This is a genomic window from Dysgonomonas sp. 37-18, from assembly GCF_001899125.1.
Taxonomy (GTDB): Bacteria; Bacteroidota; Bacteroidia; order Bacteroidales; family Dysgonomonadaceae; genus Dysgonomonas.
In genome coordinates this window covers 23,950-37,000 of record NZ_MKVC01000023.1, presented here as the reverse complement: position 1 = coordinate 37,000, position 13,051 = coordinate 23,950, and the positions used below count along the sequence as shown (strand labels likewise).

Below are 13,051 nucleotides of genomic sequence, written 5' to 3'. Positions count from 1 at the left end.
GCTGTATCCTTTTCATTACATTAAGAATAAAAGGATATCAGTTAAGACTACTACATAAAGCTAATGCGACTAAAAAATCTTATCGAAAACCGCTATTCGGTTAGGGCTTACATGCCTCAACCCATAGAAGCTGAAAAAGTGAATTACATTCTTGATTGTGCACGCCTGGCGCCATCAGCTTGTAACTATCAGCCTTGGGTATTTTATGTTGTTACCGACAAGGATGCAATAGAAAAAATACAAGAATCGTACAACAGAGAGTGGTTCAAATCGGCACCTATGCATATTATCGTGTGCAAAGACTCTGAGCAATCGTGGAAAAGAAAAAATACTGACAATAAAGACTTTGGTGATGTAGACGCAGCCATTGCTGCCGAGCATATATGCCTCGCAGCGGCTGAAACAGGCTTAGGAACGTGCTGGGTTTGTAACTTCGACCCTCATATTCTGCGTAAGGCTCTCGATATACCGGCTCATCTGGAAGCCGTAGCCATATTCCCCCTCGGATATATTGACGAAGAAAAAAGTATTAGACCAAACAAAAACCGCAAGAGACTGAACGAGATTACCAAATGGATATGATCCAGATTATTATATTAGCAATAGGCCTGTCGATGGACAGCCTCGTTATAGCGCTTACCAGTGGGGCTATAATAAAAAATCACGACACGATCAACATTCTGAAAATAGCGGGTATGCTGGCATTCATGCAAATGAGCCTCACTGTTTTCGGATGGTTTATAGGCTCTACATTTGCTGAATATATCGACGAGTACGATCATTGGCTGGCATTTATCATTCTCTTCTTCTTAGGCACAAGAGTAATATACTCGAGTATCAAAAACGAAGGAGAGAGTAAACCATTCAATCCGCTTAATTTCAAAACCATGTTTAGTCTGGGCGTTGCAACCAGTATCGATGCCACAGCCGTAGGACTATCCATGTCGCTGATCAATATAAATATATTCTTTCCGGCAATAGTCATCGGTGTAGTCACAATGCTTGTAGCTTCGTTTGGCGTGATATCGGGAAGCAAAGTAGGACAACGGTACAACCTTAGAATAAATATTATAGGAGGTATTATCCTCATCATTATCGGATGCAGTATACTTATGCAGCATACAGTTTTTCACCACGAAGGGCTGGCTATTATCTGATATTGTTTACAATGCTAAAGTCTTGTTAAATAAATAAAACTATTACATCTAAAGGCTTATATACGTGTTATCTTTAGTAAGGCAAATATTATATTTGCTTTGGTTATAATTTATAAAACTAAAAACAAATGACACTTATATTCTTTCTGATATTTTCCATTGCTATTTTAGGGATAATGTTTGTCTTTTCTCTGATCAGGGGAGTAACGTCTTTTATATTCGGAAGACCATCGTCTTCTCCTTTTTCGGGACAAAGGGCAAATAATACTTATTCATCGAATAATAACGAGCAATACAATCACTCATCAAAAAACGATCAGCGCAAAGTCTTTTCGAAGAACGAAGGCGAATATGTAAAGTTTGAAGAGATAAAAGAATAGGAAAAAGTAAACATAAAAAAAAAGCAGAAAGTCTAACGGTTTTCTGCTTTATTTGTTTATACATTAAATGTCTACATTATCGCATTACCATTTATATTCAATTTAAAGCTGAACCCGAAATAATCTGTCGCCTTACGGCATAGGAGCATACGCTCTATAAAGATCTCAAAATATTCCATCACAGCACTTATCTTCGTATCAATTGTAAGACAAAGAGTTATAGTTTTATTCTCTGTATCGAGTTTTAAATCCGCTTTCTCTACCGCATAGTTTACTCTATCATGTATATCGGTATGTATAGTTCTTTTGCGGCGTACCCTGCTGCGACGTACATCTGTCTTATCGGCAATAATGAGTGCTGCCGCTACAGCATTGACAGGGAAGGCTGTTTTTTCATCATGGTTTCCTATAGCAGTGATAATCGTTGCAATATCTTCGGCTGGCATACCCATTTTTTCTAATAACCTAAAAGCCATCACTGCTCCGCTTTGCGCATGGTCGGCACGATTTATTACATTCCCTATATCGTGCATATAAGCAGCTATCTTTGCCAATTCTATATCCCGATCGTCATAGCCCAGATCTTTTAGTAATTGTCCTGCAACTTCGGCGCATTTGGTTGTATGGGCAAAGCTATGTTCGGTGTATCCCATCACAGCCAATGATGCGTCGGCCTGCTTGATATATGTTTTTATTTCCTGAGACTTCTTTACGTCTGCAAATGTTATTTTAATACTCATATTCAGTATTTGTAGGGTGTGGGGCTACAAATATATTATTTTTTAAGTAATACAAAGAACTAACTCTTCGAAATAAAAAGAGCAGCAAAACATTTTGCTGCTCTTCCATATACTTGATTGCCTGATTTAAAACTCGGCATTGTTTGGTGTACGAGGGAAAGGAATCACATCACGGATATTCGCCATACCTGTAATAAAGAGGATAAGACGTTCAAATCCTAATCCGAAACCGGCATGAGGAGCTGTTCCGAATTTACGTGTTTCGAGGTACCACCAGATAGGGTCTGTATTCATTCCCAGCTCCTTAGTACGAGTAACAAGTTTTTCATAATCAGCTTCACGCTCCGAACCTCCGATAATTTCTCCGATCTTAGGGAAAAGTACATCCATTCCACGAACAGTTTTGCCATCTTCGTTCTGTTTCATATAGAAAGACTTGATCTCCTTTGGATAGTCGGTCAGGATAACAGGACGTTTGAAGTGCTTTTCTACCAAATAACGTTCGTGTTCCGATTGCAAATCAGCTCCCCAATAAACAGGGAATTCAAACTTGTGTCCGCTCTTCTCGAGTATTTCTACCCCTTCGGTATATGTAAGACGTACAAAGTCGTTAGCTGTAACAAAGTTCAGACGGTCTATCAATTCTTTATCAAAATGCTCGCTCAGGAATTCAAGATCATCCTTACAGTTTTCCAATGCATAACGTATCAGATATTTTAGGAAGTCTTCCGCCAAGTCCATATTGTCGTGGATATCATAGAACGCTACTTCGGGCTCTATCATCCAAAATTCGGCAAGATGTCGTGGAGTATTTGAATTCTCGGCACGGAATGTCGGGCCAAATGTATAAATAGCACCAAGAGCCATTGCACCAAGCTCTCCTTCGAGCTGTCCCGATACGGTAAGGTTGGTCTGGCGTCCGAAGAAATCTTCGGCATAGTCTACCTGTCCTTTATCGTTGCGTGGAACATTATTAAAGTCGAGTGTAGTTACCTGAAACATAGATCCTGCACCTTCTGCATCCGAAGCTGTTACAATAGGTGTATGGAAATAGAAAAATCCATTATCATTGAAATATTTATGAATGGCATAAGCCATATGGTGACGTATACGGAATATTGCACCGAAAGTATTTGTACGAGGGCGCAGATAAGCAATCTCTCTCAAAAACTCGAGTGAATGCCCTTTCTTTTGCAAGGGATAAGTTTCAGGGTCTGCTGTTCCGTAGATCTCTACAGAATCTGCCTGAATTTCCATTGTTTGTCCCTTACCCTGCGATTCTACCAACTTTCCGATAACATGGATACATGCTCCGGTAGTTACAGGTTTGAAGAACGTCTCTCCAAATTTTTCCACATCGGCTACGATCTGAAGATTATGAATTGTAGAGCCATCGTTCAGGTGAATAAAATTCACATATTTATTACCACGAATAGTTCTTACCCATCCTTTTACGGCGACTGTAGCTCCAAATTCTTTCTCTTTTCGGAGCAGATCTACAATTTTTGTTCTACGAATACTTTCCATTTTTGTAATGTGTATTAAATCTTCAATTTGTCTATTTTGAACAAACTTGGCATAATGCCTTTTTCAGGTTATGCCAAGTCTTCATTTAATATAATTATTTTATTCAAAAGCTCCCATACGAAGCATGTTCACTTCTTTTTCGGTCAGATAACGCCATTTGCTTCTCGGTATGTTTTTCTTTGTCAATCCGGCAAAGTATACACGGTCGAGTTTCACCACCTGATAACCTAATTTTTCGAATATACGACGAACAATTCGGTTACGTCCCGAGTGTATTTCAATACCCACTACATTCAGTACATCTTCTGCCTGATATGCAATTGAGTCGGCATGTATCTCTCCATCATCCAGCTCTACTCCGTCGGCTATAGCTTGCATATCTTCGATAGCTACGTCACGGTCGAGAGTAACCTGATAGATTTTCTTTTTCTTAAACTTAGGATGCATCAGTTTAGACGCAAGGTCTCCGTCGTTTGTCAACAATAAAACACCTGTTGTGTTTCTATCGAGACGACCAACCGGATAGATACGTTCAGGGCAGGCATTTTTCACCAAGTCCATCACAGTAAGACGGTTTTGCGGATCATCTGATGTTGTCACACAATTTTTCGGTTTGTTGAGCAATACATATACTTTACTTTCCAAGCGTACCGGTTGGTCGTGGAATGTAACCAAGTCACCACGTGTAACTTTTGCTCCCAACTGATCTACTACCTCACCGTTTACCTTCACTACACCCGATGTGATAAACGCATCAGCTTCGCGACGAGAACATACTCCGGCATTAGCCAGATATTTGTTCAAACGTAAAGGTGTACTTGGATCTATATTTTCTTTGTACTTTACAGGCTTAACAAGTCTTTTAACTCCTTCGGCTGCTTTATTATAGCCACCGCCACCACGGTTAGCGCCACCATAACTGCTACCGCCGCTGCGATTACCGCCGCCATAGCTACCGCCACCGCCACGATTGCCACCGCCATAGCTACCACCTCCGGTACGATTTCCGCCGCCATAACTGCTGCCTCCGGTACGATTACCACCACCATAGCTGCTGCCTCCGGTGCGATTACCACCACCATAGCTACCGCCGCCACTGCTGTAGTTGCCACCGCTACGGTTACCGCTATTATAATTACCGCCACGATTGCCCGAGTCGTAGTTACCGCCACGGTTGCCACCGCTGCTATAGTTACCGCCGCTACGGTTACCGCTATTGTAATTACCTCCGCGATTACCAGAATCGTAGTTACCGCCACGACTACCTGAATAGCCACCGCCGTCTCTATCTCTATTATCGGAATAACCGCCACCGCTATATGATCGACGTTCTTCGTTTCCTCTATCGTAAGAAGAGCCTTGTCTGTCGCCACCAGCCTTATACGGATTTCTTTCTTTTCCACGGTCAGGGCTATCGTAAGATTGTTTGCGTAGATCGCCTACACGAGCTCGCTTCTTCTTTACAGGATCATTTCCATTTGATTTGTTTTCTGATGAAGAGTAACCATCCCGGCCGTCTCTATCATTTCCATTTTCTGTCACCATTTGATTTTTTTCTTGTTTAATTATAATACATTCATTTTTTTCAAAACAACCTCACGGTTATTATACAACGTAAAAATTTATACACCAGTGTAAGTATGAGGTGTAATTTTTCTCAGTTCATCTTTCACAGCATCACTGACATTCAGCTCATCGATGAATTCTGCAATTGATTCTGCTGTAATTGCATTGTTCGTACGAGTCAGAGCCTTCAGTGCTTCATAAGGTTTCGGATATCCTTCACGACGAAGAATCGTTTGAATTCCTTCTGCTACAACTGCCCAGCAATTGTCCAGATCTCTATATAATGCTTCTTTATTCAATAATAATTTATCCAACCCTTTCAATGTGCTTTGAATAGCAATCACGATATGCCCCATCGGTATACCGATATTACGCAATACGGTAGAGTCTGTCAAGTCTCTTTGCAGGCGCGAAACAGGCAGCTTATCCGCCAAGTGCTCCAATATTGCATTTGCTATACCCAGGTTACCTTCTGCATTTTCAAAATCAATAGGGTTTACTTTGTGCGGCATTGCCGATGATCCTATTTCTCCTTCTTTGATCTTTTGCTTAAAATATTCCATCGAAATATATTGCCAAAAATCTCTGTTGAGGTCTATCATTATCGTATCGATGCGTTTCAAAGCATCAAACACGGCTGCCAAGTTGTCATAATTGGATATCTGTGTGGTCCACTCTTCTCTCACCAAGCCCAACTTTTCGGATACAAACTTGTTTCCAAAAGCTTTCCAATCATATTCGGGATAGGCTACCGTGTGTGCGTTATAGTTTCCTGTAGCTCCTCCAAATTTAGCCGACAAAGGCACCGATCGGAGCAATTGCAACTGAGCCTGAAGGCGGCTGGCAAAAACCATAATCTCCTTACCCAAGCGTGTTGGCGATGCCGGTTGTCCGTGCGTTTTAGCCAGCATAGCTACGTCAGCCCAAGCCTCAGCCTGAGATGTGAGCTTCACGATCAACTCATCGAGCAAAGGATAATACACGTCTGTCAAAGCATCTTTCAAAGATAATGGTACAGATGTATTATTTATATCCTGTGAGGTAAGTCCAAAGTGAATAAACTCTTTGTATTGTTCAAGCCCAAGCTCATCGAATTTTTCTTTTATAAAATATTCGACAGCTTTTACATCATGATTTGTTACTTTTTCAGTCTCTTTTACACGTGAAGCATCTTCTTCCGAAAAATTATCAACGATAGACTGCAGTTTAGGAAAAACTTCTTTATCTATATTTTTCAATTGAGGTAGCGGCAATTCGCATAGAGCTATAAAGTATTCTACTTCTACTCGCACGCGATACTTTACAAGGGCATACTCTGAAAAATAATCGGCTAGTTTCTCTGTCTTATTGCGATAACGACCATCTATTGGCGAAATGGCAGTTAAGGGAGTTAGTCTCATTTTATGTTATAAGTACTTATGTGTTTTTAATTAGTCTTTTCTTAAAAAATCTCTCTTTCAATATCACTACTTACTTTGAACTACAAATATACAACAAAATATAGTTCTAAAAGGTTTTTATAGACTGTAAATCATCGTTTTTTTTATCTTTTTAAGACAAAACAAAACAGCCTTGAAGTTCTTTACCTGAAGAGCATTTATAAAAACATTGTACCGCATTTCTTCGGAAATAAAAAATTCACTTCGAATTTCTCTATTTGCGTTTACAATTTTCTTTAAAACACGAGAGAAGCGAACACCACACACAGAGGATAAAAACGTAATAATCAAAGAATATCAAAAGCTATTTAAGGTATCAACGATCTTTATCAATTCATCTTCTCGCAAAGACGGATAAAGCGGAAGGCTCAACACCTCATCTTGCAGCAGTTCAGAAACAGGAAAATGCAAATGATTTAGTTCAGCATAAGCCGGCTGTTTGTGTATGGCATAAGGGTAATGTATTTGAGCCTGAATGGAGTTTTGCGATAAATACTGTTGGAGTTCTTCACGATCTTTGCAACGCAACACAAACAAATGAAACACATGGCTATCCCAATCTCTTATTTCAGGCAAAATGAACCTGTCATTTTTTATGTTATCCAAGTAAAACTTTGCAATCTCCCGACGGTGTGAATTATCCACGTCCAAATATTTTAATTTGACTGAGAGTATTGCAGCTTGTATTTCATCAAGGCGGGAGTTCAGTCCCTTGTAGTTGTGTATATATTTTTCATCTGAACCGTAATTCGATAAACTATTCACCACCTCTGCCAATTCTGCATCGTCCGTCGTTACAGCTCCTGCATCGCCTAACGAGCCAAGATTCTTTACAGGATAAAAGCTAAATGCTGCCGCATCGCCAATACTGCCCGCTTTTTTGCCTCTATAAACGGCACCATGTGCTTGTGCAGCATCTTCGATAAGCAGAAGGTTATATTTGAGAGCTAATTGCTTGAGCTTATCCATATCTGCGACTTGCCCATATAGATGAACGGCAATTATAGCACGGCTTTTGTTTGTTATCTTTTCTTCTGCTGAAGCAGGATCGATATTGTATGTTACAAGGTCGCAATCTGCCAAAACAGGAACAAGCCCGGATTGCGAAACGGCTAAGGCCGTAGCGATAAATGTATTTGCAGGAAGAATTACCTCATCACCCTCCTTTATACGCCCCATCACCATATATCCCATCAGAATGAGACGCAAGGCATCAAGACCGTTGCCCACACCCACACAGTGAGAGACACCACAGTAAGAAGTAAATTGAGACTGAAAGGATTCATTCGCCGCTCCTCGTATATACCAGCCTGAGTGTATAATACGAGCAGTTGCTTCTTTCAGTTCAGTTGCATAGCGTTCGTTTTCTCGTTTTAAGTTAAGGAATAAAATTTCGTTCATGCTGTTTAGACTTTTTTGCCCAACATTACTTTCGCATTTTGTATAGCCGCCTCTGTTACCGTAGAACCACTCAACATACGGGCTATTTCCGTTAAACGTTCTTCATCGGACAAGCGCACCAAGTTTGTAGTTGTAGTATGTTCGTCATCCGATTTATAAACCTTGTAATGCGCTTTCCCTTTGGCGGCAATCTGCGGCAAGTGTGTTATTGCCAGCACTTGCATATTCTTGCCAAACTCACGCATCACCTCTCCCATTTTGTCTGCTATTTCGCCCGAAACACCTGTATCTATTTCATCGAATATAATAGTAGGCAATGCGGTTGCACCTGCAATCATGGATTTAAGGCAGAGCATCAGACGGGAAATTTCACCACCCGAAGCTATCTCTGCAACAGGCTGTAGAGGTACATTTTTGTTTGCAGAAAACTGAAATAGCACACTGTCTAACCCATATATATTGGGATGTTTCTCTGTTATAATTTCACTTCTGAAACGAATGTTAGGCATACCCAGATAAGCAACCCGATCGGTGAGATCTTTCTCGAAACTATCGGTTATCGACGTACGACTATCGGTCAACTGCTTAGCTAGAGCGAATACCTTTTCCGACTTTTCGTGAACTTCCTTTTCAAGAGCTTCGACTTGCTGATCGGATGATTCTATATTTTCTATCTTTTGTTTAAATTCTTCATACAAAGCCAACAACTCGGATACAGCATTTACATGATATTTCTTCTGCAATGTATAGATCAGATCGAGCCGTGATTCGATAAAAGCCAAACGCTCAGGGTTGAATTCCACGTCGTTTGCGAGCTTATCCATTTCGGAGGCAAGGTCTTTAAGATCGATATACGCTGTTTGCAGACGCTCGGATATTTCTTCCGAACGGGCATATACCTTTGCCAACTGTTGAGACGTATTGAGTCCTTCTTTGAGACCCAGCACGATTCCTTTATCATCGTCAGACAACAAAGAATGTATCTTGAATAATGCCGACTTTATATCTTCGGCGTGAGTAAGTGTCTCCAACTCGTTTTCCAGTTCTTCCTGCTCCCCTTCCTGAAGAGCGGCTTCTGTCAAGGATTCGATCTGAAAACGAAGATAGTCTTCTTCCTCTTTACTTTTCCTCACTACTTCACGAAGCTCTGCCAATGCCTTTTCCGATTGCTTGTATTGATGGAAAGCTTGTTGGTATCTGCTCAGCAACTCTTTGTTGCCCGCCAAAGCATCTACCACCTGCATTTGGAAACGGGTGTCGGATAGCAACAAGTTCTGATGCTGCGAGTGTATATCGATCAACTGACCACCCAATTCTTTCAGATCAGTGAGTGAGACAGGCGAATCGTTGATAAATGCTCTTGATTTTCCGGTAGAGAGTATTTCCCTGCGCAGGATATAACTATCGGGATCGTACTCTATGCCTTTCTCTTCGCAGAAAGCTCTGAGATCGTATGCCGAAACATCGAACGATCCTTCGATAACACATTTACTCTCCCCCTGCTTGATAGCCTTGATATCGGCACGCTGCCCAAGTATAAGAGACAGTGCCCCCAGAATAATAGACTTTCCGGCTCCTGTTTCTCCGGTAATAACAGAAAAGCCAGGCTCGAAGTCAATTTCGAGACTGTCTATCAAAGCATAATTTTTTATGTATAGCGATCTTAGCATGGCTAATATATCATTTACTAAAGTTGACATTGAGAACTACAATCTCCGACACTGTGCCAATCCTGTATTGAGGTCCCGCCAACCCAAGTCCGGAGGACACATATACATGCGTATCTCCTTTTTTCTTATATCCGTAGGGAATCTCATACATAAATCTCATTTTGGAAGAAATGCTCTCCGGCAATATCCCCGAATTGTATATCATGGACGAAGCAGCCATAATCACATTGTTTGGAAAAAACTGACCATTGTGCGTATGACCATACAGAGCGATATCTGCACCGGCCTCAACCTCTTCCTGCAAGCGATGCGGCTCGTGATTCATCACAATGACAGGATATTGCCTGTCTACCCCTTGCATTATTTCGGGTAATTGTTTACGGTTTTTACACATATCATCTTCTCTGCCTACAAGATAGAAAGAATCTGCGATCATAACAGTAGTATCACGCAAAACATTTATTCCGGCCTTTTGGCTCAACCACAAGATTTTTTCGTCCTTAGGCTCGTCCAGCTCTATATACTCATGATTTCCTGTAGACGCATACACCCCATAAGGAGCTTTGAGCCGATGAAACTCTGTTTCCATTTGCTGCTCGTATAGCGATTTGGCATCATAATCGACAATATCACCCACCAACAATATCAGCTCGGGTTTCTGCTCCATTATCTTATCCACATACATGGAAATAATTTTCTTGTCGATCAGATATCCCGCATGTATATCTGTAGCCACCACTATGCACAAGTTTTTCACATTGGGCGAATGCTTCTCTATCGTGAGGTTCTTCTCCGTTATCACAGGATGCCAGAATCGGTAGTTCCCATTCCACATCACAGCCACTACCAAAAGCAATGCTGTACAAAAATAAACAAGTCGGGGCTTTTTTGCTGCAAAATCGAGCGAAAATGTTTTTTTCTTTTTATTTATATATTTCACTAAATCATACAATAAGAGCAAAGACGTCATATAGATAGTGAACAACATCCACGTTGTACCCGTCCAGGCGAATGTATGAAGCGCATCGAACGATAAGTGTTTTGAGGTAAAGAATCCGATAAAGTATATTATCAGCTCTGCAACATATATGGCAGTGTAGGGAATCTTAATATACTTCTTATCGGGCAATGCCTGCCATCCTCTCCAGTAGATGTATGCACTGAAGAATATCTGAATCATTATGGCATTGAAAAAGACTCTCATTTCTTTTTATTCACATCTATTACAACATACTCGGATTGTGTACCTATACGGAATTTCCCTCCCCAGAGACCAATACCCGAACTTACGTATATATTTGCATTCCCTTTTTTCACAAAACCATGATCTCTCTCATATAGTTTTTTGGTAATCATCGATATAGGCCACACCTGTCCTTGGTGGGTATGTCCCGAAATCTGTATATCGATACCGTTGGCTTCTGCCTCTTCGAGGTGATAAGGCTGATGATCGAGCATTATGATTGGCTTGGTATGATCGAGCCCCGCGACAAGCTCCTCCAATGATTTGCGATTCGGGTTAGACTTATCGTCTCTCCCAACCACGTAAAAACAACTATCTACCTCGGCTACAGAATCACGCAAGAGATGTACCCCTGCTTTTGTAATAAAATCGAAGCTCTCTTTTGCTCCGCTTATATACTCGTGATTTCCGGGGCAAGCATAAATACCCATCGGTGCTTTTATCTTATGAAAGACTTCTGCAAAATGCCCTTCTTTGAGCGGACGCACACTATTGTCGATAATATCTCCGGCAATGAGTACAATGTCAGGATTTTCGGCATTTATTAGGTCTACCCATTTTTCAAACTCCTTTTCACCGATGCCATACCCCAAATGCAGGTCGGTAATGGCAACAATGCGCAACGAGCGTGGCGAAATGGTATCACCAAAGGTTTTATATATCTGAACAGGAAGATCGACTCTTACTTTCCACTGATATTTAAGATAGCCGCAGGTCATCAGCAGTGCAACAAAGCCCACCATCAGCCCCAGACCAACCCAGTTGTCTCTCGTATAACGGGTGATGGAATCGCTCGGCATAAAGTGCAGCAACTTATTACTAAGCCCCAGCAAATCCTTTGCAGCAATTATCATAAGGAAATAAAGAAGGATGAAAAACCATGCTGTGCCCACTTTATATAGCAACGAAGTAAGTCCTACCGGCAAGGAGTCCCCGATCAAGAAGGATATGAAAAATGAAGTAACCGCTATAACCGCAAACGACAAAAGTGCTATACGCCCCACATTACTCGGAGGCATCGCAATCCAAAAGTGCCTGAATACATAAAAATTAGCTAAGAGGTATACTGTAAATACTATAATAAAAAACATCGATTTCATTTATACGTTTATTGTGTGTATGTATATACAGATGCAAAAGATGCATAGGTAAAAAGTACGGGCTATTAACCTTTCGGTTTATGTGAAAAAAGAGCAGTCGCCAATGACCACTCTTTCGAATATCTTTCTATCGTATAGACGATTAGCTACGTCTGCCACTCATGGCTATCATGATGTAATATATAAGCGTAGCCAATGAGCCGATGGCTGCTATCACATAGGTATAAGCTGCCCATTTGAGAGCATCCTTTGCCATATCATGATTGTTTACATTTGTCACTCCGGCAGTATTAAGCCATGCCAAAGCGCGGCTACTGGCATTCACCTCTACAGGGAGTGTAACAAAACTGAATATTGTTGTCATTGCAAAAAGAGCAATACCAATCCATATCAAGGCAGGAAATATATTAATCGTAAATATTCCGGCAAGAATAACCCACATCACAATGCTTGATGAAAAGCTTACAACAGGTACGAGTGCCGAACGCATTTTCAACGGTCCGTACTCGTGAGCATGCTGTACCGCATGACCACATTCGTGAGCAGCTACAGCTGCAGCAGCAACACTGTTGCTGGCATATACACCTTCGCTCAGATTGACTGTCTTATTGGCAGGGTTGTAGTGATCCGAAAGCATACCGCTTGTAGATACAACTTTCACATCATAAATTCCATTGTCATGAAGCATCTTTTCGGCTACATCACGACCTGTCATTCCGCTACTCAACGGAACTTTAGAGTACTTATTAAACTTGCTTTTCAGCATCTGCTGAACTGCAAAACTGGCTATTGCTATTAGTCCAAATAATATCCAACCTATAGGCATAG

General features: G+C 41.1%; 12 protein-coding genes. 3 read left to right on the top strand and 9 right to left on the bottom strand.

Annotated elements, in window-relative coordinates:
- Positions 1 to 63 precede the first annotated feature (63 nt).
- The 3 genes from BGO84_RS07820 (at position 64) to BGO84_RS07810 (ending at position 1,537) form a co-directional block, all read left to right on the top strand.
- Entirely contained in the window at positions 64 to 582 is a 519-nt protein-coding gene (locus tag BGO84_RS07820) for a nitroreductase family protein (RefSeq protein WP_291028704.1), read from the top strand.
- On the top strand, positions 579 to 1,157 hold the full coding sequence (locus BGO84_RS07815) for a manganese efflux pump MntP family protein (RefSeq protein WP_291028703.1): 579 nt from the start codon (positions 579 to 581) through the stop codon (positions 1,155 to 1,157). The genes BGO84_RS07820 and BGO84_RS07815 overlap by 4 nt, the downstream gene beginning before the upstream one ends.
- A gap of 128 nt (positions 1,158 to 1,285) precedes the next feature.
- On the top strand, positions 1,286 to 1,537 hold the full coding sequence (locus tag BGO84_RS07810; RefSeq protein ID WP_291028702.1) for a DUF4834 family protein: 252 nt from the start codon (positions 1,286 to 1,288) through the stop codon (positions 1,535 to 1,537).
- A gap of 71 nt (positions 1,538 to 1,608) precedes the next feature.
- Here BGO84_RS07810 and BGO84_RS07805 read toward each other — a convergent pair whose 3' ends face one another.
- The 9 genes from BGO84_RS07805 to BGO84_RS07765 form a co-directional block, all read right to left on the bottom strand.
- The gene (locus BGO84_RS07805) at positions 1,609 to 2,277 is read right to left on the bottom strand and encodes an HD domain-containing protein (RefSeq protein ID WP_283685850.1); all 669 of its coding nucleotides are present in this window, start codon (positions 2,275 to 2,277) and stop codon (positions 1,609 to 1,611) included.
- 126 nt (positions 2,278 to 2,403) lie between these two features.
- Positions 2,404 to 3,804, bottom strand: a complete 1,401-nt coding sequence (asnS, locus tag BGO84_RS07800; protein ID WP_135104764.1) for an asparagine--tRNA ligase — start codon at positions 3,802 to 3,804, stop codon at positions 2,404 to 2,406.
- A 99-nt stretch (positions 3,805 to 3,903) separates the two neighbouring features.
- Positions 3,904 to 5,349, bottom strand: coding sequence for a pseudouridine synthase (locus BGO84_RS07795; protein ID WP_291028701.1), 1,446 nt, complete (start codon positions 5,347 to 5,349; stop codon positions 3,904 to 3,906).
- A gap of 77 nt (positions 5,350 to 5,426) precedes the next feature.
- Entirely contained in the window at positions 5,427 to 6,770 is a 1,344-nt protein-coding gene (gene purB / locus BGO84_RS07790; protein ID WP_291028700.1) for an adenylosuccinate lyase, read from the bottom strand.
- A gap of 336 nt (positions 6,771 to 7,106) precedes the next feature.
- Positions 7,107 to 8,210 carry a DegT/DnrJ/EryC1/StrS family aminotransferase gene (locus tag BGO84_RS07785; RefSeq protein WP_291028699.1) on the bottom strand — a complete coding sequence of 368 codons (1,104 nt, stop codon included), beginning with the start codon at positions 8,208 to 8,210 and terminating at the stop codon, positions 7,107 to 7,109.
- Between the two features lie 5 nt (positions 8,211 to 8,215).
- Positions 8,216 to 9,880, bottom strand: a complete 1,665-nt coding sequence (recN, locus tag BGO84_RS07780; RefSeq protein ID WP_291028698.1) for a DNA repair protein RecN — start codon at positions 9,878 to 9,880, stop codon at positions 8,216 to 8,218.
- 10 nt (positions 9,881 to 9,890) lie between these two features.
- Positions 9,891 to 11,084: a metallophosphoesterase gene (locus BGO84_RS07775; RefSeq protein ID WP_291028697.1), complete on the bottom strand. Its 1,194-nt coding sequence runs from the start codon at positions 11,082 to 11,084 to the stop codon at positions 9,891 to 9,893.
- A complete protein-coding gene (locus BGO84_RS07770) occupies positions 11,081 to 12,214 on the bottom strand; it encodes a metallophosphoesterase (protein WP_291028696.1) in 1,134 nt (377 codons plus the stop codon). The genes BGO84_RS07775 and BGO84_RS07770 overlap by 4 nt, the downstream gene beginning before the upstream one ends.
- A 151-nt stretch (positions 12,215 to 12,365) precedes the next feature.
- The gene (locus BGO84_RS07765) at positions 12,366 to 13,049 is read right to left on the bottom strand and encodes a zinc metallopeptidase (protein WP_135104757.1); all 684 of its coding nucleotides are present in this window, start codon (positions 13,047 to 13,049) and stop codon (positions 12,366 to 12,368) included.
- Between the last annotated feature and the right edge of the window lie 2 nt (positions 13,050 to 13,051).

What these genes read in the sequence shown, in the direction of transcription:
- BGO84_RS07820 (WP_291028704.1), top strand. Translation starts at nt 64, where the DNA reads ATGCGACTAAAAAATCTTATCGAAAACCGCTATTCGGTTAGGGCTTAC.
- asnS (WP_135104764.1), bottom strand. Translation starts at nt 3,804, where the DNA reads ATGGAAAGTATTCGTAGAACAAAAATTGTAGATCTGCTCCGAAAAGAG.
- purB (WP_291028700.1), bottom strand. Translation starts at nt 6,770, where the DNA reads ATGAGACTAACTCCCTTAACTGCCATTTCGCCAATAGATGGTCGTTAT.
- BGO84_RS07815 (WP_291028703.1), top strand. Translation starts at nt 579, where the DNA reads ATGATCCAGATTATTATATTAGCAATAGGCCTGTCGATGGACAGCCTC.
- BGO84_RS07770 (WP_291028696.1), bottom strand. Translation starts at nt 12,214, where the DNA reads ATGTTTTTTATTATAGTATTTACAGTATACCTCTTAGCTAATTTTTAT.
- BGO84_RS07775 (WP_291028697.1), bottom strand. Translation starts at nt 11,084, where the DNA reads ATGAGAGTCTTTTTCAATGCCATAATGATTCAGATATTCTTCAGTGCA.
- BGO84_RS07805 (WP_283685850.1), bottom strand. Translation starts at nt 2,277, where the DNA reads ATGAGTATTAAAATAACATTTGCAGACGTAAAGAAGTCTCAGGAAATA.
- BGO84_RS07795 (WP_291028701.1), bottom strand. Translation starts at nt 5,349, where the DNA reads ATGGTGACAGAAAATGGAAATGATAGAGACGGCCGGGATGGTTACTCT.
- BGO84_RS07765 (WP_135104757.1), bottom strand. Translation starts at nt 13,049, where the DNA reads ATGCCTATAGGTTGGATATTATTTGGACTAATAGCAATAGCCAGTTTT.
- BGO84_RS07785 (WP_291028699.1), bottom strand. Translation starts at nt 8,210, where the DNA reads ATGAACGAAATTTTATTCCTTAACTTAAAACGAGAAAACGAACGCTAT.
- BGO84_RS07810 (WP_291028702.1), top strand. Translation starts at nt 1,286, where the DNA reads ATGACACTTATATTCTTTCTGATATTTTCCATTGCTATTTTAGGGATA.
- recN (WP_291028698.1), bottom strand. Translation starts at nt 9,880, where the DNA reads ATGCTAAGATCGCTATACATAAAAAATTATGCTTTGATAGACAGTCTC.